Origin of the sequence: Pedobacter sp. N36a, assembly GCF_014472395.1 — a bacterium.
Taxonomy (GTDB): domain Bacteria; phylum Bacteroidota; class Bacteroidia; order Sphingobacteriales; family Sphingobacteriaceae; genus Pedobacter.
This window is the reverse complement of sequence record NZ_JACSZW010000010.1, coordinates 150886-174216: the sequence shown is the minus strand read 5'-3', so window position 1 is coordinate 174216 and position 23331 is coordinate 150886. Positions and strand designations below refer to the sequence as shown.

Sequence of the window (23331 nt, the reverse complement as noted above, 5' to 3'; positions counted from 1 at the left end):
ATGAGTGTAGAAAAAGAAGTGATACTGGATTTTCTGGCGGCAGCGGAACGATTAAAAGGTACGGTAAAACGTACCCCTTTGGAGTATAATGCAGGACTTTCTAAAACCTACCAGGCAAATATTTACCTGAAAAGAGAAGATTTGCAATTGGTACGCTCATATAAATTAAGAGGTGCTTACAACATGATTAGCACCCTTGAACCTGAGCAGGTAGCAAAGGGTGTGGTTTGCGCCAGTGCTGGAAATCATGCACAGGGTGTTGCCCATTCCTGCAAAAAGCTGAACATCAAAGGGGTTATTTTTATGCCGGAAATTACCCCTAAGCAAAAGGTAAAACAAACAGAAATGTTTGGTGGCGACCATATTCAGATTGTTTTAGTAGGCGATACTTTTGACGATTGCTTAAGAGAAGCATTGGCCTATACTGCAGAACATGGGATGACTTTTGTGCCTCCGTTCGACAATACAAAGGTGATTGAAGGTCAGGGAACAGTAGGTGTAGAAATTTTTGAAGACCTTCCGGAATTGGATATGGTGATCATGCCTATCGGTGGTGGTGGCCTGGCTTCAGGAGTAGGCAGCTACCTAAGAAACCTGAAACCAGCAATTGAACTGATTGGAGTAGAACCTGAAGGTGCTCCTTCCATGAAACAAGCCCTGAATAGTGGTGCTCCAGTTTTATTAGCGGATATCGATCGCTTTGTAGATGGTGCTGCAGTGAAAAGAGTGGGTAACCTTACTTTTGCTTATTGCAATGAACTTCTGGATCAGATGTTATTGATTCCTGAAGGAAAAATCTGTACTACTATTTTGAAACTCTATAATGAAGACGCTATTGTTGTAGAACCAGCGGGTGCTTTAGCTGTAGCCTCATTAGAGCAAATCAAAGATCAAATCATTGGTAAAACAGTAGTTTGTGTCGTGAGCGGTGGTAACAACGATATCGAGAGAATGCAGGAGATCAAAGAAAAGTCACTACTTTTTGAAGGATTGAAACATTATTTCATTGTACGTTTCCCTCAGCGACCAGGTGCTTTAAAACTCTTTGTGAACAATGTTTTAGGTCCGCATGATGACATCACCAGGTTTGAGTTTATCAAAAAAACAAACCGGGAAAGTGGTCCTGCATTGGTCGGAATTGAGCTTCAGGAGAAAACAGATTACGAATCTTTACTGCAAAGAATGAGAGAGTTTAAGTTTGAAATTATTGAACTGAACAACGATCAGACTTTATTTGAATATCTGGTTTAAGGAACTTCTGACATCACTTTTTTGCAACCGATTTCGTCCATTCAAAGCGGTTAACAGTCATAAATTACACAAGAATGCCGTATCAATTCTTTGATGCGGCATTTTTCATTTATATCTACTAAAATATTTATAATTTTATAACAGCGATCAATAGTACAGACGCAGTATAAAATTATGGAAGAATTACCATTAATAGACCAGGATTTATTACTGGAACGCTTCCCTGGAAAGGGTGGCTGGACCTATGTTCGTTTCCCTGAAATACAGCCCGGCAAGCATAATTATTTTAGCTGGCAGAAAGTCAAGGGCTTTATCGACGGTTATGAAATTAGCAAAGCGACTTTGATGCCCATGAAAAAAGGTGTACTTTTTCTTCCGGTAAAAGCAGCCATCCGAAAAGAGATTAAGAAACAAGAAGGAGAACGGGTTAAGGTGTGCCTGTACCCTGACAGTGACCCTAAGCTGGAAATTGCCAATGAAGATTTTATTGAATGCTTAAAAGATGAGCCCGCAGCATGGGCTGCTTTTAAAAAACTATCCTCAACTAAACAAGAAGAATGTTTTGCCTGGCTGCTGGACTCTCCTGTCCTTCAAACCAGGATTCAACGCATGGCAGATGCCATTACTAACCTGGCTTCTGGACTTCCATTTCATGCTACTAAACGTTGATCAGCATTCGCTCAAAAACTGTAATACAGCTATTTTACCATACAATATATGGTATCACATTTTAGATACGATATAAGTAAAAACAGAATTGTATTTTTATGGCAAAAGATTTGCTATACGAACATCAAACACACAAATTATATGAAAAAGATATTACTATTATTACTTTGCACGGCCACGCTAGGTTTGGCATCCTGCAAGAAGGAAGTGATCATTGATCCAGGACTTCCAAATGAAACGATTGAAATGACTATTTTACCTGGAGATTGGACCTATATCAATGATGGAGAAACTTTAACTACTACAGTTCCTTTCCCTGAATTAGATGTCCCTACATTTACCAATGATGCAGTACATGTTTATATATATCCAGATAATGCTGTAGATGAGTATAGACCAGTACCTTTTACTTACAATTATGAAGCTTATAGCTGTATAGTACGAAGAGGTTCAATTTCAGTTGATCTTGAATCAACAGTACCTGGAGTAAGACCAAAAATACCAACTACTAAAAAAGGCTTAAGAGTTGTTATTGTGACTTCAAAGTTAAGATAATAAATATTCAGACCTGATCTTTTTAATGGAGATCAGGTGATAACGACAAGAAACGACCAATGTTCGCCTGAACGTGGTCGTTTTTTTTATGTGTACCCCTATTCAATTGAATGGCTCTGATTTTCACCCCATTTCTTTCCAGCAAAAGCTCCTCATAAAATCCTTTATAATACACATCTTTCACTTCAAAGCGCCTGCTGTTCCAGGAATTGTTCAGCTCCACCCATTCCGGATAGAACACGGCATGTCCTTCCTTCAATTCCAAACCTAGTTTTTTCGCTTCTTCCGGGTTTAAAACCACGGCATTTCCTAACATTCTAGCGGTGTATATATGTTTAGGATGCTGATAAATATCTTCTGGTTTACCACGTTCCAGCAAATGACCATCTTTCATGATCAATAACTCGTCGGCAAGGAACAATCCGTCTGCAGGGTCATGAGAAACCATAATCACGGTCACGCCTGTCTCCGCAGCAATCCTTTTAATATCTGCGCGAAGCTGATTTTTAAGCAGTGCATCTACCTGACTAAAAGGTTCATCCAGTAGTAAAACGGAAGTATTTGTAACCAAAGCTTTGGCAATTGCCACCCTTTGCTGCTCTCCCCCACTTAATTCCGTAATCTTTTTATCTTTCAGGTGATCAATATGCAAATGAACCATCATTTCCATCGTTTTTTGATGTTTATGATTTACATCTGTATTGGCCATCATCGAAGCGATATTGTCATAGACCTTTGCATAGATGTTCAGTGAAAAATCCTGAGTCACCATTTTCATTTGCTTGTGCCCTGGAATCAGCAATACATCTGGTCCCCATACCTTTTCATCCTGATAGCGAACTTCACCTTCATCAATCGTCAGTAAACCATAAATACATTTCAGCAGGGTCGACTTACCACTGCCACTTTCGCCAATAATGGCGATGATATCCCCTTTATTGATGTCGAAACTAATGTTATGGATTCCTGAAGCTTGTTCCTGCTGATACTGTTTGCTGATGTTGTTAACGCTGATGATTTTTTCCTTCACGCCATAAAGATAAAGTATTTAGGCTTGCCAAAAAAAAATCCCGCAACCTATGAGGGTTACGGGATCATTAATATTTGTGTGTGTGGTTAGTTTAATCCGAAGGTGACTCCAAAAGACATATTTTTAAGTCCTTTTTGTGCGGTAGTCGTAAACATGTCGTTGAAATAATACTTGGTAAAGAGTCCAAATCCACCGTAACCGATGCGCAATGAACCGCCATAACGGAATGGCTCAAAGTTATAGTCATCTTTAAACTTCTCTTTTCCTTTCTCAGTGCTGATTTGTTTCACCTTTCCATTTAACAGGAAAGCCACTTCTGGTCCGAATACAAAGTAAAAACGTTTACCATGGGTATTTTCTTTCGTACGCAATTCAAAGTTTAATGGAATGTGCACATAGCTATTAGATAATCTGTTTTTAGAGAACTCAATGGACTCCTGGTCATAGTCTAAAGTCGGACTGTTCTTTTTCAGGGTGATATTTTGTTTCAAGCGAATCATGGTCCAGTCGAAACCACCGGCAATGTATATTTTGAAATGGGGATCAAAGCGATAGCCAAACTGCACTACATCAAATGAAATCGTACTTGTTTTTCCGCCAGTATAATCCAGGAAGTCATTTTCTTTTGATAAAGAGAAGCTGCCATTATCTACCATTCTGGAGAAACCAATGTCCAGGCGTGTGAAGGTAATACCGCCCATAAAACGACCTTTTGCTGCTTTCGTTTTGCTTGTACTGTCTTTTCCGTTGATTTTGATAGAGATTAAACCATTGTCTATCCCAAACGATGATCTCCTTTTAACACTATCCTGTTGTGCAGATGCGCTTTGCGCAATAACACCGGCAAGCCCGCTTACCAAAAGTGTTGTCCATACTAATTTCTTCATATTGTTGGTTTGAGCTATATATGTGCTACTTGTTCCTTTTTGAATTAAATCTTAAAATGCCAATGTTTACTGCGATTAAAGAAGAGTTATCATCATCATCGGTTTTAAATTGTATCAATTTCTTCTCTCTTTTATCCAATTTATCTACCACAAAGTTGATCACATCCCCTACATTTCTAATGCCTTTTCTTTCCCTGCCTTCTGTTTCTATCAGCTCCTGATCTCCTCGCTGCACATCAGGTATAGGTACATTAGCGATTACAGTTTCAGTTGATAAATCCGGTATCAATTTCAGCTCTTCTTCTTTCAAAGTAGTTTTCATCTCCACTGCTTTTATTTGATGACGCTTGATCTTTTCATTTCGTTGCAGCGCCACTAAATTATTTTCCTGAATCAGGTTTTTCAACTTCAATTTTGGAGCGATAACTAAAGGAGTACCTTTTTCTGAAACGGAAACCGTAGCGCCTTCATCTCCTAGGATAGGAGTAGTTACAGCACCAGTACTTCCAGCGGACGTAACCGTATTTCCTGAGATCGCTACAGTCCCATGCAGCTGCATTTTTTCAGTTTCCGGAAACAACACCCCTACCGACACTGCAATCACTGCTACTGCAGCAGCGGCCACCCAGTAAACCGGGAAAACGCGCTTTTTCGTTGGTGTCAGTTCTTTTTCAATATTGCTCCATAAATTCGCCGATGGCCTGATTTCTGCCCCTTCAAATTTATCTTTGAACAATTGATCAAAATCTTTATCCTGCATAGCTTGCATAATCTATACCCTCCATTTTTATAATCTCCACTCTTAAGATCGCCCTTGCTCTCGACAACTGCGATTTACTTGCTCCTTCAGAAATCCCTAATTTTTCAGCGATTTCCTTATGAGAATATCCTTCTATGATGTACATGTTAAACACCATTCTATAACCGTCAGAAAGCTTTTGAATGACTTTCAATAAATCCTGCATTCCTAACCTGCTAAAGTCGAAACCCACACCCGGCTGCTCATAAGCATCCTCAATCGGCACGACATTCAGTGTCCTTAAATTTCTTCTATAACTCTCAATTGCGGTGTTCACCATGACCCTTCTCATCCAACCTTCAAAAGCCCCCTCTCCTCTATACTCCCCAATCTTTTGAAAAATCTTGATAAAGCCCATTTGCAATACATCTTCCGCCTCCATCCGGTCTTTCGCATAACGCATGCAAACGAGGAGCATCTTAGAGGCAGTCTGCTGATAAAGCGCTTCCTGCATCTTTCGCTTTCCGGCTTTACAGCCTTCCATGAGTTCATTTATCGTATACTGCGTCAAAATCATCTGTTTGTTTGGTATATAGAAGATGAGCACTACCACCTAAAGGTTGCACGCAGCAGGAAAAATAATGAAAAATAAAAATAAAGGGGGATTAGCAGTCGTGCTTTTTACGGTAAGATTTGTACCATTTTACAGCCATCATGATGACACAAGAGAAAACGATCAGACCAATCAGTCCATAAATCCAATTTACTGCACTTTTAAGCACTACAGTGAAAACAATAGCAACCAACAGGACTGTGGCTACTTCATTCCATAAACGCAGCTGGAAAGAGCTGATTTTACATTTGCCATGTTTCAACTGATTCATGATCCGCTGACAAATGAAATGATAAATTAAAAGAAGGACCACAAAAGCGAGCTTCACATGGAACCAGCCAACGGACATCAGACCAGGATTAAGGCAGATCATCGTTATTCCGGCGGCAACAGTCAGCACCATTGCAGGCGTCGTAATGATGTGCCAAAGCTTGGCTTCCATACGCTCATATTCCCTCTGCAGGATATTGCGTTCCAGTTCAGGTCTGGTTTCGGCCTCTACATGGTAGATAAACAAGCGGACACTATAAAACAACCCCGCCATCCAGCTAACCACAAAGATGATGTGCACAGAGAGTACGTAATAATAGTATTCCATTTTGTTTCTTTTTTGATCATTAAAAAGGCCATCTGAAAAGCAAGCTTTAAAGATGGCCTAAATTATATATTAGTATCTGAATTCTTTAACTACTTCGATTGCATATTTCACGTTATCGAATGGAATGTCTGGCATAATACCATGACCAAGGTTAAAGATAAACCCTTTCTCGCCACGCATACGCTCAAACAACTGAAGAATTGTTTTTTTGATGACCGGTTTGTCTGCATATAAGATAAACGGATCCAGGTTACCCTGAACAGCGATACCAGCAGGCAAGCTTTGTTTAATGTTTAATAAATCTGCGTTCCAATCTACAGAGATCACATCAGGTTTTGCCTGTGCCATGATCGGTGCAAATACAGAACTGCCTTTACAGAAAGAGATCACAGGGATATCTTTTCTATTCAGGTTTGCAATAATTTCCTGGATATAACGGTGAGAAAACTCTTGATAATCGTTCCATGACAATGCCATCGCCCAGCTATCAAAAATCTGAATTGCGTTTACACCAGCAGCAATCTGAAGGTTTAAATAATCTGCAGTTACTTTAGCAATTTTCGCTAATAAACGGTGTGCAATTTCTGGCTGATTGTGCATCAACAGCTTGGTCAGTTTGAAATCTTTTGAAGAACCGCCTTCAACCAGATAGCTCATTACTGTAAATGGTGCACCAGCGAAACCGATCAGTGGAATACTGCCATTTAAACGCTGTTGAATTACTTTAATGGCATCTGCTACATATTGCAGCTCGCCCAGGCAATCTACATTTAAGTTATCTACATCTTTCGCAGAGCGTACAGGATTGGCGAATCTTGGCCCAACTCCCTGAGTAAAACTCAGGTCACCGCCCATAGCTTCTCCGGTTACTAAAATATCCGAGAAAAGGATGGCAGCATCGATACCCAGTAAATCCACTGGCAACATCGTTACATCCGCTGCAATTTCTGGCGTTTTGCACATCTCCAGGAAAGAGTATTTGTTTTTGATTTCCCAGTACTCAGGCATAAAACGGCCAGCCTGGCGCATCATCCATACCGGTGGACGTTCTGTTTGCTTCGAAAATGCGGCATCTAAAAATAACGTGTTCATCTATATTGTGTTTGTTTTATAATCGATTTGCTTCTTGCTCAATTTTACTAATGATCTCTTGTGCTCTAGGAGTAGTAGCCAGTTCTTTAGCCCTTTCAATATAGGCTCTGGTACGTTCCAGGTCTTTTTTCCGCAGGGCGAGATTGGCCAGGTGGATCATCACAAAAGCTTTGTCATTCTTACCACCTAATGGAAAGCGACTGGCAATTTGAAAATGACGCTCAGCGTCTTCATATTCTTCTCTTTTCAGCGCAATGTTGGCGCGCATAAATTCGTAATATCCCCTTCTGTTTCGCGCTAAACGATCCGGATTAGGGACCTCTGCCAATATCTTTTCTGTTCTTTCGTAATCCCCACTCTTAAAATACTTGGAGGCCAATAAAATCGAGCTGTGCTTGAAATGGCTCCAAATCACAAAGGCAAAGAAAAAACCGGCCAATACAGCCAGTTGAATTTGATCGTAAAAAAGGCATACTCCCGCAGCAATCACGAAGAGTGCCATGAGGGCATACCTGCCTTTATTATTGTACATTAATGGATATCTGTGAATTTATAACCTACGCCTCTGATCGAATGGAAATAAACCGGGTTTTTCTGATCTGGTTCAAAATACTTACGGAAAGTCAGGATAAAATTATCAATCGTACGTGTTGAAGGATAAACATCATAGTTCCAAACCGTCTCTAAAATCTGCTCACGAGATACTGCTTCGTTCTTGCGTTCGATCAGTAATTTCAGTAACATCGTTTCTTTTTTAGTCAAAGGAACAATGACACCATCATCCTGTTTCAATTCGAAAGAGTTGAAATAGATGGTTTTATCACCGATTTTATAAGAGTTAATTTCTTTCAGGTCATCAGCTTTCATACTGCGTTTCACTAAAATACCTACTCTAAGGATCAGTTCTTCCAGGTTGAAAGGTTTAACCAAGTAATCATCAGCACCTTTTTTCAATCCCATTACACGGTCTTCACTTGTGTTCTTAGCTGTAAGGAAAAGAATAGGTACCTCTGTATTTTCTAATCTGATGGTTTCACACACCTGGAATCCATCCATTTCAGGAAGCATTACATCCAGAATGATCAGGTTAAAACGTTCTTCTTTAAAAACTTTTAAAGCCGTCTTACCGTCTTTTACTGCATGAACTTTATAACCTTCCAGTTCAAGGTTCAATTTTATAGCATCTAACAAGTGGTCTTCATCTTCGACCAGTAATATTCTTAATTTCTGTTGCATAATGATCAACTAAATGTAATTTCAAAAATAGCACCATGCGGTACGTTATCTCTAACGCTAATATCAGCGTCGTGCATTTGTAATACTTCCTTAACAATAAACAGGCCTAATCCTGTTCCTTTTGATTTTCTTACATTCTCATTACCAACGCGATAAAATTTGTCAAAAATCAACATTTTTTCCTGATCTGGGATACCTGGACCTTTATCAGACACCCTTAAAAAGGGGTGGCCATCCTTCACTGTCAATTCGACATCTATTTCCGCACATGGACCTGAATATTTGACAGCATTCTCTATGAGATTCGTCACTACAGAAGACAAGGAAAACTGATCTCCAACTACCTTTATACCAGGTGTTATCGACAAGGTGATCACCTGCTCACAGCCACAAGAATGGATTTGCAGACGGTCTGTAACCTTAGTCACCAGCTCTGAAAAGTCAAACTCTTCTTTCGGAAAAGATAAAGAGCCATTCTCGATTTTCGTGGCCAGCAGCATATTCTCCACCAGGTCGTCCAGACGCTCAATGTCCTTTAGGGAATTGTTCAATAATGAAGTTTGTCTAGCTTTGTCAAGGTCGCGTTTAATGATCGTTTGAACAGACAATTTAATGGCTGCCAAAGGCGATTTTAGTTCATGCGTTACAGAAAGTAAAAAGTTTTGCTGCTGTTCTCTTAAACGGTCTTCTTTTTTAATCGACTGGTGTAAAAAGTAGGCACCTACACACAGTAGAAAAAGGAATACAGATCCCTCTCCCATCACCATGGCCATTCTGGCAGGCTCTAATCTTACTACCAATGCTCCCCAGGAGATCAACTGTACCAACGAGTACAGCAACATAAAATAAAAGATGACAATTGATTTCTTCAAAGCAGCAGTTTTATACTATTTAAATATACGCTATAATTACTTATTTCTGAAAACCACATCAAGACTGTCGAAGATTGCTCTTTTCGCTTTCTCCAGCTCAATTTTAGTATGTGCAGCAGACACAAATCCTACTTCATATCCTGATGGACCTAAGTAAATGCCTCTGTTTAACAACTCTCTGTGCATCAGTTTAAATTTCTCCATGCTTGCCGGATCGATATCCTCGGCGCACTGGATCTTATCTTTATCTGTGAAGGCCATCCAGAAGATAGAACCTACGTGAAATACTTTCAGCTTGTAGTTTCTGGCGGTAGCAAAACGCTGAATGCTTTCTGCAAATTCTGAGGCCTTATTGTTCAATTCTTTGTAGAAACCTGAACGCAACAGCTCTGTCAGCTGAGCGATACCTGCAGCCATCGCTACCGGATTGCCCGATAAAGTACCTGCCTGATAAACGCCGCCATCCGGAGAAATATGACCCATAATTTCTGCTGAAGCACCGTACATTCCTACAGGTAATCCACCACCGATAATTTTACCATAAGTCACAATATCAGGTTTCACTCCGTAATATGCCGCTGCACCTTCAAAACCGATTCTAAATCCAGTGATCACCTCATCAAAAATCAATAAGGCTTTATTTTCTTTACAGATTTGCTCCAGGAATTTGATGTATTCAGCATCCTGCATTAACAAACCGTTATTTGCTGGAATACCTTCAATAATTACCGCAGCAACCTCATCTTTAAACTGCTCGAAAGCTGCTTTGATCGCTTCTGTATCATTCAAAGGAATCACAATCGTTTCCTGAGCGAATGATTTAGGTACACCTGCAGAAGAAGTTTCGCCGAAAGTCACTAGGCCTGAACCTGCTTTTACCAATAATGAATCGGTGTGACCATGGTAACAGCCTTCAAACTTGATGATTTTATCTTTTCCGGTATAACCACGAGCCAGTCTGATTGCCGACATTACGGCTTCCGTACCTGAGCTTGTGAAACGGATTTTCTCTACGAATTTGTTGTTTTTAATGATCAGTTCTGCAAGCTCGTTTTCCAATGCGGTAGGTGCGCCGAAGCTCATTCCACTCTGCATCACTTCCGTTACTTTTTCCCTCACCTTAGCGTTGTTATGACCTAAAATTAATGGGCCCCAGCTTCCGCAAAAATCTATAAATTGATTACCATCGGCATCCCATATAAAACAGCCATCTCCTTTTTGAATAAACAAAGGAGTGCCATACACTGATTTAAAAGCTCTCACCGGAGAATTTACCCCTCCAGGGAAATAGTTCTTTGCTTTTTCATACAGTTCTGCCGACTTTTCTCTCGAAATATCAGGTTTACTACCAGTATTCACTGGCATTTCGCCTTCATTTCCTGAAAACATTTTTTTTAAAGATTCTAACATATTTTTTTTACTTACAACCAATTCTTTTCAACCATATCCCTGATGTGATAAGTGGTAATGATACTTGCACCCGCACGCGCAAAGGCATGCATGGTTTCCATCACTACTTTCTGCTCATCAATCCATCCTTTTTCCGCAGCAGCCTTCACCATCGAGTATTCTCCCGACACGTTATAACAAGCAATCGGCAAATTTGTATGCTGTTTCAGGTTATGCATCACATCAAGGTAAGCCAAAGCTGGCTTCACCATCAATACATCTGCGCCTTCACTTTCATCCAGTAAAGCCTCTCTAAGCGCTTCGTTACCGTTTCTAAAGTCCATCTGATAAGCTTTTCTGTCGCCTTTACTCGGCGCACAGTCTGCCGCTTCACGGAAAGGACCGTAATAAGCAGAAGCAAATTTTGTAGCGTGCGACATGATTGCCGTGTTTACAAAACCTTGTCCATCCAATAAATGCCTCATTGCGGAAATCCTGCCATCCATCATATCTGATGGCGCCAGCATATCTGCACCAGCTTCTGCATGTGCCAGTCCCATTTTAGCGATCACTTCCACTGTTGGATCATTCTGAACATAATCGTCCTTCATAATTCCACAATGACCATGAGTCGTATAAGAACAAACACAAACATCAGTTACGACGTACAAATCTTCTCCAAAATTTTTCTTTAACAGGCGAACTGCCGAAGGAACCAGGGAATGATCATGATAAGCTGATGCGGCATCTTCAGATTTCTCATCACCTACACCAAAAAGCATGATCTTGTTCACACCGAGCTTTAATCCTTTTTCCACATCCTTCAATAAAGTATCTTCAGAAAAATGGCTGATGCCTGGCATTGCTCCTAAAGGATGTACTACATTTTTTCCCGGTACTACAAAGTATGGAAAAATGAACATGTCTTTAGATAACCTCGTTTCAGCTACCATTTCCCTCACTAAAGGATTCTTTCTCAATCTACGCGGACGGTGCACCATATTAAATTTACTTTTATTGTTTTATATCTATTCCGAATACTGCTTCGGCCAATCCGATCTCATCAGGAGAATAGGGCTGAATGTAGCTTACGCCCATCTCATCAAATTTCTTTCCTGTCGAGTTTCCGATGGCAATAACCTGCTGTCCCGGTTCTAATAAGTTTTCTACAAAATAAGCTTCCACATTGGAAGGGCTGGTAAAGATCAGCACCTCTGCGTACGTCTGGTCTACATCTTCTTCAATTACAGTCTCATAAATTGGAAGATCCACTACTTTCGTATCTGGTGTTAACGCTTTTTGTATGCTCTGTAATGAATCCTGCGCTCTTGGGAACAATACAGTTTGTCCTGCGACCAATTTGGCGAAAAGTTCCGCTACTTCATCAATATCACCACCTTCACCTACGTAGTCTGCCAGGTGTCCGGCCTTTCTCAATGAATCTTCAGAACCTCTTCCTGCTACGCCAAACTTCACATGTTTAGGCAATAAAGGCTTCAATGCGAAGAAATATTCCACGCTATTGCGGCTGCTAAAGAATATCCAGTTGAGGTGTTTAAGATAGAAGGGATCCAATACGGTTACGATTGGGAACGTACGGATCAATGATCTGCCTTCAATTTCAATATTATGTTTTTCTAATGCTTTTCTAAAATAGCTATGTTCACCAATTTCTCTGGAGATAAACACCTTTGCAGGTAATTTTCTATCCGTACTGAATTTAGCAACAATCTTTTCGGCTACACCTTCCAGGCTTTCCTCGCGACAAAAGAAACGATCAGGGAAATGTTCATCAGTTTCCGCTTTGGAAGTCCAGATTTCATACATTCCATCTTCTTTTTTGCAGTAACATCCTAAAGGCATGTGACAGCCACCTTCAAAAAGGTTTAATACCTTACGTTCTACACCAATAGCGTCGATCGTTTCCTGGTGGTTTAGTTTTTTCAGCAATTCCGCCAGCTCATGATCATTTTCTCTGATCTGAATGGCTAAAGCACCTTGTGCAGGCGCTGGAACTAATTCCGTTGTATCTACTACTTCCACATGGAATTCTGAAAGGTCTATGTTTAAACGATTCACACCAGCTTTGGCCAGTAAAATCGCATCATAATCCTCGTCTCTTAGCTTTTGAATCCTTGTAGGCACATTACCTCTTAAATCTTCAATGTTCAGGTCAGAGCGAAGGGAAAGCATTTGCGCTTTACGTCTGTTAGAAGAAGTACCCACCATTGCTCCCGTTTTTAGGGAAAGCTTTTGTTTGATGTCTACACAATCTTTCAGGATCAATAACAGCTCTGAGGGATCCTCACGCTCTGTTACTGCCGCAATGGTTAATCCTGCAGGGTGCGTAGTTGGTAAATCTTTATGGGAGTGTACGGCTATATCAATGGTACCCCCCAAAAGTTCTTCTTCCAGCTCTTTGGTGAAAAAACCTTTACCTTCCAGCTTATCCAGCCTAAGGTTTAGAATTTTGTCTCCTTGAGTTTTGATGATCTTTAGTTCGGCTTCGGCACCAATCTCTGCAAGTCTATCCTTAATAAAATTGGCCTGCCATAAAGCCAGGTCGCTACCTCTCGTACCGATAATAAGTCTTTTCACGTTAATGCTATTTTTTGGGCAAATCTAGCTATTCTTTACCAATATCTCCTTGGCCATGACCATTGGAATGCTGATACATTTTTTTTCCATGTAATTCATCACTTTTTCCAACACCAATCTTGAGTTTTCATCAAGACCGCTGATCTCTTCGGCAAAGACACCATTGATAGCAGTATGCTTAATTTCCTTGATTTTCTGAGGAACACTACTCATTGCAATCTCTATCTTGCGCTGACGTAATACCAATTCAAAGTCCTTGATATTTTCTTCTATGATGTGCTCGGCATTCACCAGCTCATCATAACGTTCCTGAATATTTTTGCGTGCAATCTCTTTCAGAGATTCGACTTCTATAAAATGAATTGGGAATTCTGCGACCACTTCTGGAGCGGTATCATTAGGAATAGCTAAATCGACAATAATCTTTTTGCCAGTTTCCCCATTTAGAAGTTTTGTATAGATTTCTTTTGTGATGATGGGCTCAGTAGCACCTGTACAGGTGATGATCACATCAAATCCCTGGTTGAAGTTTTCCAGTTCAGACAGCGGGTAGGCTGTCCCATTTAATTCTTTAGCCAATACTTCTGCGTTTTCAACCGTTCTGTTGAAAATCGAGAAATTGGAGTATTTATGTTTTTTAAGGTACTGAGCGATATTTTTATTCGTCTCACCAGCACCAATAATTAGCAGTCTTGAATTGCTGACAATTTTCAGGTCTCGCAATTTACGATAAGCCAGAGATACAACTGAAACCGGGTTTTTAGAAATATTGGTATGTGTATAAACTTCTTTCGCCGTTTTCACCACCCTATTCATAATCATGCGCATATAATCCGCTGTAAATCCTGCCACGCGACAAGCTTCATAAGCTTTCCGCACCTGAGCAAGAATTTCCTTCTCCCCTACTACCAAACTCTCTAAAGAGCAGGAAGTACGTAATAAATGATTAAAGGCTTCCACTTGTTCATACACCACAACGTTTTCAACAAACTTGTCCATGTACTCTTCAGGCAAGCCCATATTCAATACCGTAAGGAAACGTGTAATAAAGGCTTTGTCCAGATGATGGGCAGAAGTAAACACAAACTCAACCCTATTGCAGGTTCCAATGTAGAATATTTCTTTAACACCTAACTCCGATTGAATGTTCTTCAATCTGTCGTCTAATGTCTGCTCACATATCACCAATTTACCCAATGCTTTTAGGTCAATATGTTTATGCGTAAAAGCAATGATTTTTAAATATTCCAAAATGTCTTACTCTGTTTATTTTTAGTGTAACAAAAGTAACAACCGAAGCTTATTTCACTGTCATTATGGAGTAATTAAGAGCTATTTAAAACGATTCCAAATAACTACAGGTACTAGAAACATCTTTTCCTTAATTTTGTTATAGAGGATGTAAAACAATAAAACACACCTACATGATTAAAAACGAGCAATTTAGCCTAACCGGCTCATCAGGGAAGCCCATAATTGGTGATTATACCGTTGATGATCAGCAGCAAAATTCGTCCATTATAATTTTCGTTCACGGCTTTAAAGGCTTTAAAGATTGGGGAGCGCACCACCTGGTTGCCCGATATTTCGCAGAAAACGGGTATCCTTATCTCAAATTTAACTTGTCGCACAGCGGAGTTAGTCCGGAAAAGCCAAATGATGTGACAGATATGGAGGCATTTGCATCCAATACTATCAGTATGGAACTTGCAGATTTAAATACCATAGTCAACTACACAGCGCAATCCTACCATCCAAAAAAGATCTACCTCATTGGCCATAGCCGAGGCGGAGGTTTAGTGATATTACAAGCAGCAAAAGATCCCAGAATTACCAAGCTCATCACCTGGTCAGCCATTGCCGATTTCTCCAGTTTATGGAAACCAGAACAGGAAGAAGAATGGGTAAAAACTGGCAAAATCTACGTAGAAAATGCAAGAACAAAAGAGAAGATGCCTTTAAACAGTACATTGCTACAAGATTTCAACTCCAATAAAGAATCATTTAGCATTATCCAAGCCGCAGCGCGAGTAAAAATCCCCTGGCTCATCCTACATGGTGATGAAGATGTAAATGTTAAATTCAGTGTCGCCCAAGAATTAGCGCAGAAGCAGTTAAAAGCCGAAATCCATAAGATTGAAGGAGCTAACCATGTATTTGGTGCCAGTCATCCCTATCAGGAAACAGAACTGCCTAAACACTTACAAGAAGTCTGCAATAAAAGCCTTGAATTCCTAAAACGTAAGTAACAAAGGTCCAAACCCAGTAAACAACAAAGGTTCAAACCAAGTAAGCAATCACCTCCTCAACGGACCTAAAATAAAAAAAAGAGGATGATGAAAGAAAAGGCCTAGGAATTTTGCCCTCTTCGGGCAAAGGTTCCAGCCTTTGAATCATCAACCTCTTTTTTAAACTTTATTTCACGCGGAAAGAAACTGATTTGTCTCCCCATAGCAACGTTACCTTCCCTGACTTGTCAATTTTGAATGTCATCTGTTCCGTGAACACTGAAGATTTTTCTGGTTTCACTGTTACGCGTAACGCATCATCTGCCTCTGCATAATTTGTACCCCATTGTTTCCAGGTTTTATTAAAGATAATCGTCCATTCTTTTTCTCCGGGAATTGTGTACAAACCATATTTCCCGGCAGGAAGATTTTTACCTTCAACTTTTACAGCTTTGCTGACTTCAAAAGTGGTGGCTTCATTGGCACCGGTACGCCATACTTTACCATAAGGCGCAATTTCTCCACCAATTGTTCTGCCCTTCACAGAGGGCTGACTATAATCAATGGCAATAGTCACCCCAGAACTGGTGGTTTCTTTAACACTTGCCGGCGGACTGGCTTTCTTTTTCTCCTGTGCGCTTGCATTCAGGCTGAAAAACCCTACAAATAGGGTTAATGCTAACAATGTATTTCTTTTCATCATCTTTTGGGTTTTGATGCACTAAGATGATGAAAATTTATAGAATAAAAAGCAACAATTAACTTACATACACCCAGTTGCCATCTTCTTTAATCAGGTCGATTAAATCATCCAGCGCACGGTCTGCATTTACGTTTTTCTTCACGACTTCCTTACCCCGGTAAAGCGTAATTTTCCCCGGACCTGTTCCTACATAACCATAATCCGCATCAGCCATTTCACCTGGACCGTTCACGATACAACCCATGATACCGATCTTGATTCCCTTCAAATGATCTGTACGTGACCTGATCAATTGTGTCGTCTCCTGAAGATCAAACAGCGTACGTCCACAACTTGGACAAGAGATATATTCTGTCTTAGAGATCCTCGTACGCGTAGCCTGTAAAATGCCAAAGCTGGTAGAATTCACCAATGCAAGACCTACAGATTCTGCGGCGGTAAGCCAAATTCCATCCCCTAAACCATCGGTAAACAGAGCACCAGTATCTGTAGCAGCGTACAACATGAAGTCATCTGCGTTCAGCTCGGGGTAGTTTCTTCTGATAATTACCGGAAGCTGAATCTTTTCATTTAACAGCTGGACAAAGAAGGCGCGCTGTGCGGCCATGCCATGATCGGCAGTGGTTTCCAACACCAGCAGTATGTTTTCTTTATCTTTCAGCAGCGACCAATCTACCCCCTCATTGGCATCCACACTGATCAGATTTAACTGTGTATCTTTTACTGCGGCTTCCTGATATTCAGCAAGGCTCATTAAAGGGTGACAATTGTGCTTATCTTTCAGATTTAACCAGGTCTGGTAATTATAGATTTGCTTCAGGTTTCCAGGAAATGAAAATGAAGGAAGCGCATCGCCAAGATAAACAAGATCACAAGCCTGATCGGCCATATTGTATTTATCCAGTCCGGCGCTATATTTATACCCTACAGCGGTTAAAAAGTAAGGATCTTTTAAATTTTCTTTTGACACATCCAGCATCACAACTGGATGATGATGCCCACCAATATGCTGCACAGGAGCAGTCACCCTGCGGTTGTACTCATAGGGTTGGTAAGGCAGGTTTTTGATGGTGATCTTCTCGCGCTCCGGGCTTAGCAAAGTATTTAAAGCTCTCTTTTCATAGCGCATAGCCATTGCTTTCGCTACTGGTGCTTCGAATTCCGGATCTTCAGTCAGGGAAACACGGATTGTATCTCCTAAACCATCTTCCAGCAAAGTGCCTATGCCGACCGCCGACTTAATCCTGCCATCTTCGCCGTCTCCGGCCTCAGTTACGCCGAGGTGTAAAGGATAATTCATTCCTTCTTTCACCATCGTTTCTACGAGTAAGCGATAAGCCTGCACCATCACCTGTGTGTTACTCGCTTTCATTGAAATCACCAGGTTATAATAGTTTTGCACCTCGCACATGCGGATAAACTCCATTGCCGACTCTACCATTCCTCTTGGGGTATCGCCATAATGGCTCATGATCCGATCTGATAAAGAGCCGTGATTGGTACCTATCCTCATGGCCGTACCGTACTCTTTACAGATTTTTACTAAAGGAATGAACTTCTTATAAATCCTGTCCAGTTCTGCCTGATAGGCTTGCTGGGTATATTCTATATTTTCAAATTTCTTCTTATCAGCGTAATTACCTGGGTTTACCCTTACCTTTTCTACAATCCTTGCTGCAGATTCTGCGGCATTTGGTGTAAAATGGATATCAGCAACCAGGGGTACATGATACCCACGGTAACGCAATTCTTTCTTGATGTTGGCTAGATTTTCCGCTTCTTTGATACTTGGCGCAGTAATACGTACGTATTCACAGCCAGATTCTACCATGCGAATGGTTTGTTCTACGGTACCAATCGTGTCCATCGTATCTGTGGTGGTCATCGATTGTATCCGGATTGGATTTAATCCACCCATAGGCACATCACCGATGTTCACCTCACGGGTTAAAAACCTAGAATATTGGGTTAAACTATTGCAATACCCACCACTTAACTCTTTTTGAACAGCTGCTTCTTCCATCAATTTAAGACATCAACATCAACTTACGATGTGAATATGAAGCAAAGATAAAGATTATGTTGGTTAAATCAGTCTATCCTTCACCACAAGTGTGTCTGCAATCAGGTCATGAAAACATTGCTGTTTCCGATTTAGGAAACTGTATAGATAGCCAAAGAAAATAGGAAGTACCGATAATATTTTCGCGGCATTCCTACCATAAGATTTCTCCAGGCTAATGCGGTTCCCTTTCATATCTGTCACCTGGATATTCAGCAAAGCCTTTCCGAGTGTCGCCTGTTTAATACCGGCTTCTGCGATGCTGCCATAGAAAAACTTGGCAATTGGGATCAGCGGCAAGCCGATCACGATCGCGGCAATGCGTTCTGTTTTTTCCGAAATAAAAGCAAAGCTGATCAGCACTAAAACTGCGTAGCAGATAGTGATCAGAAAATAATCAATCACACTGGCCAGCAGGCGCTGGTCAAATGAAGCAAAATATTGAGGTGCGGTCTTGGTGTAAGTAAAACCAAGAAGCTCACGAAGTTCTACGAACTCCTGAGCTTCTTTATAATCGTCCATTCCAGGTTTCCTGATAAATGTTCCCGGGAGGATGGACAAGGTTTTCAGCATATCTAAAGCATACGGCCCCGTTGGTTTTCCGTTGATCACAACGGTATATTCTGGGCTAACCCCGTTTTCCATGCTTTAATATTTTAGATATAGTATTGATAAAAATGGCGAACCACCTTTTAATTTCCGGTGCTAATTGCGCTTCACTTCAAAGTTACTCAATCCACCATCCAGATTAATAAAAATTTTGTTGGTTGAACTGGCATAGTTTGGCGTCTCATAAGTACCGTCTTTCATTTTTGTGAATCCAGTAAAATCTTTAGCAGAAAGTCCGGTTTTAGTTTTTATCCTGCAGCCTGATTCCGTTGGCACACTAATCTTCACATCAGCGATTCCTGTTTTCACATTCACATCGGTGATCGGCAGCAGACTGCCAAACTTAATATCCAATGCTGCAGCACCCCCATCAAAGTTAAAATTACGCACTTTATAATCGGTGAAATCGAAATCTACCTCCCCGGCACCCATGTTCATCCTCAGGTCCCATTCCGGATTCTTATTCAAATGAAAATCTACATCATTTCCTCCGTCATTCATCGTCCAGCCTTTGCCTTTCATTTTGAAAGTAACCGTGGTGGAACTATCTGTTGTACTTTTACTCAGCGAGAACTCGCCCGCCTTTTTCTGTACACGCGCCTGCAGCAAGCTATCTGTCGATCCTTTCAACTCAAAAGAAGTACCACCACCAGAGATGTTCAGCACTACTTTTTTACCCAGACTATCTGTATAAGGCTCCGAAAAGTTCAACTCTTCATACGTTTTACCGTTGTCATTTTCATCGGTATTGATCTCTGCGCTCAGTTCATCTCCCAGCCAATTGCGACCGTCATTAGGTCTTTGCTGGCCTTTTACAAACAGCATCGACAAGGTCACCACTAAAACGGCTATGGATACAATGCCACCTACCTGTGATTTATTCCTGCTAAAAAGGATGTTTACCCCAGCAATGATCAGGAAGATTGGCCAGAAGCGGATCACACTGCGCCAGTAAAAGTCAATAATATGAAAATTCTCTAGAAGTAATACGCCGCCTATAAACAACAGCACGATACCCCACATTATTCTATCTGTCTTCATCTGTCTAAATTTATTAAAATGAAAAATACCTTACAATTGATCACGTTTGGTAAACCTGTCGTCTACAGGTGGCACTGTTCCTTCCGTATCTGTAACAGACGCTGAAGGAGGAGTTACAGGAGCTTCAGTACTTCCTGGTGTATCCCCATTAAAACCTCTTGCCTGCTGTTCTTTCCAATTTTCCCATGCGTTTTTATTCTTGCCTTTCATAATGAAACTCGCACCGATGGCAACGAATACCAACGGCCATAATTTACCAAGGCTAAACCAGAATGGGATGATATCAAACTCATTCATCAGGAAATAAATCCCGATCACCAGCAGGAACAAACCAGCTACTGTTCTACCGGTTTCATTAGTTGTTTTAGGGAATACCTTATTCAAATCCTCTCCTTTAGCGCCAAAGTTAAATGGATCTTCATTTATAGTAGATGAAGTCCAGCTGCTTGCCGAAGCAGGCTGTTCAGGTTTTGGCGGTGGCGGCGTTTGAGAAAAATTTCCCGGTGTACTAAAAGGATTATTGGGCTGCCCTTTAAAAAAGTCGTTGAATTTGGAGAACCGCTTTGTCGGATCATTATTTACAGGAACAATTATCCACATCACAATGTACACCAATACCCCTGTACCCACCAAAAACATGGTCGAAAGCACAAACAATAATCTGATAATGGTCACATCCACCTCCATATACTCCGCAATTCCCGAGGAAACACCTGCTAAAACTTTATCGTGTTCATTTCTAAATAATCGCTTTTCCATAATTCTATCCTCCTTTTCTTATTTATTTTTTTCTTTAAAACTGTAACGGCTTTAAGGTTACTTCATCAACATTTACACCGGCACTTAGGTTTAAAACACTATATATGGTATTGGCAATATCTTCCGGCTGTACAAAACGCTCCGCAGGGATCTCTGTCCCCTCCCATGAAGACGTTAAGGTGGAACCTGGCAAAATTGCCGTCACTTTAACATTGTATTTCGATAACTCCTCCCGGCATACATTATTAAGACTAAGCAAGGCTGATTTAGTTACACAGTACCCACCGGCGTTTGGTATGATTTCTTTACTTGCTACTGAGCAGATGTTAAAAACATGCCCTGAGCGCTGATTACGCATGATTTTTCCGAAATATTTAGAAAGATAATAAGGAGCCAACAAATTCAGATTCAACTGTTTCTCAAAGGCATCATCTGCTTCATCCAGCAGTACAGCGGGCAAATACGTCCCTGCATTATTTACTAAAACGTCTATTTTAGAAAAACTTTCGCTAACGGCATTACAAAAATTGGAGACCTGTTCTTTCAGCTCCAGATCGGCAACATAGGTCAGTACCTGAACCCCTGTATCACTCAATTCAGCGCTAAAAGCCTCCAATTCAGCGGCGTTCCTAGCACATATCGCAATATTGTATCCCTTTTCTGCCAGCTTAATGGCAATAGCTCTTCCAATTCCTTTGGTAGCTCCTGTAATTACGGCATTCATCTCCTATAAATTTGTCAGCAATATTACATAAAATGCGCTATAGTATATAGGCCTTACCACACTTAAACTCGCACTAAACGAGCAGTAAACGAAATATTTATTTAATAAATAAAGCAATGACCCAACAATTTTTGTTGTTTCTTTGTAGTAATATTGCATTATTACCATAGCTAATTTTTCATTAAATGAATTTCACCAATTTTGGCAGATACATACTCTTATTAAAGGCTGTTTTCAGAAGGCCAGAGAAGTTAAGCATATATATGAAGGCCATTTTCAAACAAATGGACTTTATCGGCGTAGGCTCACTCGGTCTGATTTCCATTATCTCTACCTTTATTGGTGCGGTAATGACCTTACAAATCGCCTTTCAGCTGGTTAGCGATTTTATCCCTAAAACCATTATTGGTTCTGTAAACAGAGACTCCAGTATTCTGGAACTGAGTCCAACGATCACCGCAATTGTATTAGCCGGAAAAATCGGCTCTGCCATCTCTTCGGAGATTGGTACCATGCGCGTAAGTGAGCAGATTGACGCCTTAGAAATTATGGGTATCAACTCTCCAGGATACCTGATCTTACCTAAGATCCTTGCCGGAATCACGATGGTTCCCTTATTGGTAATCATCTCAATGGTATTGAGTATTGGTGGTGGATTTATTGGTGGTACGTTATCAGGTGCAGTTTCTGCAGCTGAATATATTCAAGGTATCACCACCGACTTTAACCCTTACACCATTGTAGTAGCCCTGGTTAAAGCTTTTGTATTTGGCTTTATCATTACCTCAGTTCCTGCTTATGAAGGTTTTTACGTAAAAGGCGGCGCATTGGAAGTAGCTCAGGCAAGTACCAGAGCAGTTGTAGTCAGTTGTATTACTATTTTAGCTTGTGATTACATCGTAACCCAATTATTACTATGATCGAAATCAAAGATATTTACAAATCATTCGGCAGCAATGATGTTTTAAAAGGGATTTCGGCCATATTTAAACCCGGAGTGACCAACCTGATCATTGGGGGTTCCGGGTCCGGAAAAACCACCTTATTAAAGTGTATGATTGGTTTACACCATCCTGAAAAAGGAAGTGTAGAATATGATGGACGCGAGTTCACGACCATGAACTTTGAGGAAAAGATTGAGATCAGAAAAGAAATCGGCATGCTGTTTCAGGGCTCCGCACTTTTTGATTCCATGACGGTAGAAGAGAACATCATGTTCCCTTTAAATATGTTCACCGATCAGGCACGTTCTGAAAAACTGGACAGAGTCAACTTCTGTCTGGAAAGGGTAAACCTGGTTGGCAAAAATGCCTTATTTCCTGCGGAACTTTCCGGAGGAATGAAAAAAAGAGTGGGGATTGCCCGTGCGATCGCGATGAACCCTAAATATTTGTTTGTGGATGAGCCCAACTCTGGTCTGGATCCAAAAACATCTATCGTGATCGATGAGCTGATTAAAGAGCTGACAGAAGAGTACAACACTACCACTGTGGTCGTGACACACGATATGAACTCCGTAATGGGAATTGGAGATTACATCCTATTCTTACACGAAGGAAAAAAATTCTGGGAAGGATCCAATAAAGAAATCGCCCATACTAACATTCAAGAACTAAATGATTTTGTTTTTGCCAGCCGCTTTATGAAAGCTGCAAAAGACAAATTTTAATACCCAT

Annotated in this window: 25 protein-coding genes; 6 read left to right on the top strand and 19 right to left on the bottom strand. The window is 40.7% G+C overall.

Going from position 1 to position 23331, the window contains the following annotated elements:
- From ilvA to H9X96_RS18765, 3 genes are all read left to right on the top strand, one after another.
- On the top strand, positions 1–1251 hold the full coding sequence (ilvA, locus tag H9X96_RS18775) for a threonine ammonia-lyase IlvA (protein ID WP_187667752.1): 1251 nt from the start codon (positions 1–3) through the stop codon (positions 1249–1251).
- Positions 1252–1425: 174 nt separating this feature from the next.
- Positions 1426–1920, top strand: coding sequence for a YdeI/OmpD-associated family protein (locus H9X96_RS18770; protein WP_187667751.1), 495 nt, complete (start codon positions 1426–1428; stop codon positions 1918–1920).
- Between the two features lie 141 nt (positions 1921–2061).
- Complete coding sequence (locus tag H9X96_RS18765) at positions 2062–2475, top strand: hypothetical protein (protein ID WP_187667750.1); 414 nt, start codon at positions 2062–2064, stop codon at positions 2473–2475.
- Between the two features lie 22 nt (positions 2476–2497).
- Here H9X96_RS18765 and H9X96_RS18760 read toward each other — a convergent pair whose 3' ends face one another.
- The 13 genes from H9X96_RS18760 to hemA form a co-directional block, all read right to left on the bottom strand.
- On the bottom strand, positions 2498–3505 hold the full coding sequence (locus H9X96_RS18760) for an ABC transporter ATP-binding protein (protein WP_187667749.1): 1008 nt from the start codon (positions 3503–3505) through the stop codon (positions 2498–2500).
- 86 nt (positions 3506–3591) lie between these two features.
- Positions 3592–4392 (bottom strand): outer membrane beta-barrel protein, encoded by an 801-nt coding sequence (locus tag H9X96_RS22700; RefSeq protein WP_222943932.1) that lies wholly within the window; start codon positions 4390–4392, stop codon positions 3592–3594.
- 25 nt (positions 4393–4417) lie between these two features.
- Complete coding sequence (locus tag H9X96_RS18750) at positions 4418–5161, bottom strand: hypothetical protein (protein ID WP_187667748.1); 744 nt, start codon at positions 5159–5161, stop codon at positions 4418–4420.
- Complete coding sequence (locus H9X96_RS18745; protein WP_187667747.1) at positions 5142–5708, bottom strand: RNA polymerase sigma factor; 567 nt, start codon at positions 5706–5708, stop codon at positions 5142–5144. Before H9X96_RS18745 ends, H9X96_RS18750 begins: the two co-directional genes overlap by 20 nt.
- Positions 5709–5796: 88 nt before the next feature.
- Positions 5797–6342 carry a protoporphyrinogen oxidase HemJ gene (hemJ, locus tag H9X96_RS18740; RefSeq protein ID WP_187667746.1) on the bottom strand — a complete coding sequence of 182 codons (546 nt, stop codon included), beginning with the start codon at positions 6340–6342 and terminating at the stop codon, positions 5797–5799.
- Positions 6343–6411: 69 nt separating this feature from the next.
- On the bottom strand, positions 6412–7434 hold the full coding sequence (gene hemE, locus H9X96_RS18735; protein WP_062547034.1) for a uroporphyrinogen decarboxylase: 1023 nt from the start codon (positions 7432–7434) through the stop codon (positions 6412–6414).
- Between the two features lie 16 nt (positions 7435–7450).
- Positions 7451–7966: a hypothetical protein gene (locus H9X96_RS18730; RefSeq protein ID WP_187667745.1), complete on the bottom strand. Its 516-nt coding sequence runs from the start codon at positions 7964–7966 to the stop codon at positions 7451–7453.
- Positions 7966–8670 carry a response regulator transcription factor gene (locus H9X96_RS18725; RefSeq protein WP_015809248.1) on the bottom strand — a complete coding sequence of 235 codons (705 nt, stop codon included), beginning with the start codon at positions 8668–8670 and terminating at the stop codon, positions 7966–7968. Before H9X96_RS18725 ends, H9X96_RS18730 begins: the two co-directional genes overlap by 1 nt.
- 5 nt (positions 8671–8675) lie before the next feature.
- Positions 8676–9542: a sensor histidine kinase KdpD gene (locus H9X96_RS18720; protein ID WP_187667744.1), complete on the bottom strand. Its 867-nt coding sequence runs from the start codon at positions 9540–9542 to the stop codon at positions 8676–8678.
- Between the two features lie 36 nt (positions 9543–9578).
- Entirely contained in the window at positions 9579–10952 is a 1374-nt protein-coding gene (hemL, locus tag H9X96_RS18715; RefSeq protein ID WP_187667743.1) for a glutamate-1-semialdehyde 2,1-aminomutase, read from the bottom strand.
- 11 nt (positions 10953–10963) lie between these two features.
- A complete protein-coding gene (gene hemB, locus H9X96_RS18710; protein ID WP_187667742.1) occupies positions 10964–11932 on the bottom strand; it encodes a porphobilinogen synthase in 969 nt (322 codons plus the stop codon).
- Positions 11933–11945: 13 nt separating this feature from the next.
- Positions 11946–13529 carry a hydroxymethylbilane synthase gene (hemC, locus tag H9X96_RS18705; protein ID WP_187667741.1) on the bottom strand — a complete coding sequence of 528 codons (1584 nt, stop codon included), beginning with the start codon at positions 13527–13529 and terminating at the stop codon, positions 11946–11948.
- A 24-nt stretch (positions 13530–13553) separates the two neighbouring features.
- Positions 13554–14780: a glutamyl-tRNA reductase gene (hemA, locus tag H9X96_RS18700; protein WP_187667740.1), complete on the bottom strand. Its 1227-nt coding sequence runs from the start codon at positions 14778–14780 to the stop codon at positions 13554–13556.
- Positions 14781–14953: 173 nt separating this feature from the next.
- Between hemA and H9X96_RS18695 the strand changes: the two genes are divergently transcribed.
- Positions 14954–15778 carry a S9 family peptidase gene (locus tag H9X96_RS18695; RefSeq protein ID WP_187667739.1) on the top strand — a complete coding sequence of 275 codons (825 nt, stop codon included), beginning with the start codon at positions 14954–14956 and terminating at the stop codon, positions 15776–15778.
- A 166-nt stretch (positions 15779–15944) separates the two neighbouring features.
- On the opposite strand, the gene H9X96_RS18690 is transcribed toward H9X96_RS18695, so the two are convergent.
- From H9X96_RS18690 to H9X96_RS18665, 6 genes are all read right to left on the bottom strand, one after another.
- Positions 15945–16457, bottom strand: a complete 513-nt coding sequence (locus tag H9X96_RS18690) for a DUF2911 domain-containing protein (protein WP_187667774.1) — start codon at positions 16455–16457, stop codon at positions 15945–15947.
- 58 nt (positions 16458–16515) lie between these two features.
- Positions 16516–18483: a (E)-4-hydroxy-3-methylbut-2-enyl-diphosphate synthase gene (ispG, locus tag H9X96_RS18685; RefSeq protein WP_187667738.1), complete on the bottom strand. Its 1968-nt coding sequence runs from the start codon at positions 18481–18483 to the stop codon at positions 16516–16518.
- Between the two features lie 63 nt (positions 18484–18546).
- Positions 18547–19167: an RDD family protein gene (locus H9X96_RS18680; RefSeq protein ID WP_187667737.1), complete on the bottom strand. Its 621-nt coding sequence runs from the start codon at positions 19165–19167 to the stop codon at positions 18547–18549.
- A 60-nt stretch (positions 19168–19227) separates the two neighbouring features.
- Positions 19228–20172 (bottom strand): LiaI-LiaF-like domain-containing protein, encoded by a 945-nt coding sequence (locus H9X96_RS18675; protein ID WP_187667736.1) that lies wholly within the window; start codon positions 20170–20172, stop codon positions 19228–19230.
- Positions 20173–20202: 30 nt separating this feature from the next.
- The gene (locus H9X96_RS18670) at positions 20203–20931 is read right to left on the bottom strand and encodes a PspC domain-containing protein (protein WP_187667735.1); all 729 of its coding nucleotides are present in this window, start codon (positions 20929–20931) and stop codon (positions 20203–20205) included.
- A gap of 34 nt (positions 20932–20965) precedes the next feature.
- Positions 20966–21655 carry an SDR family oxidoreductase gene (locus tag H9X96_RS18665; protein WP_187667734.1) on the bottom strand — a complete coding sequence of 230 codons (690 nt, stop codon included), beginning with the start codon at positions 21653–21655 and terminating at the stop codon, positions 20966–20968.
- Positions 21656–21840: 185 nt separating this feature from the next.
- Between H9X96_RS18665 and H9X96_RS18660 the strand changes: the two genes are divergently transcribed.
- Both H9X96_RS18660 and H9X96_RS18655 read left to right on the top strand, forming a co-directional pair.
- Positions 21841–22575 (top strand): ABC transporter permease, encoded by a 735-nt coding sequence (locus H9X96_RS18660; protein ID WP_187667733.1) that lies wholly within the window; start codon positions 21841–21843, stop codon positions 22573–22575.
- The gene (locus H9X96_RS18655; RefSeq protein ID WP_187667732.1) at positions 22572–23324 is read left to right on the top strand and encodes an ABC transporter ATP-binding protein; all 753 of its coding nucleotides are present in this window, start codon (positions 22572–22574) and stop codon (positions 23322–23324) included. Before H9X96_RS18660 ends, H9X96_RS18655 begins: the two co-directional genes overlap by 4 nt.
- The last annotated feature ends 7 nt before the right edge of the window (positions 23325–23331 follow it).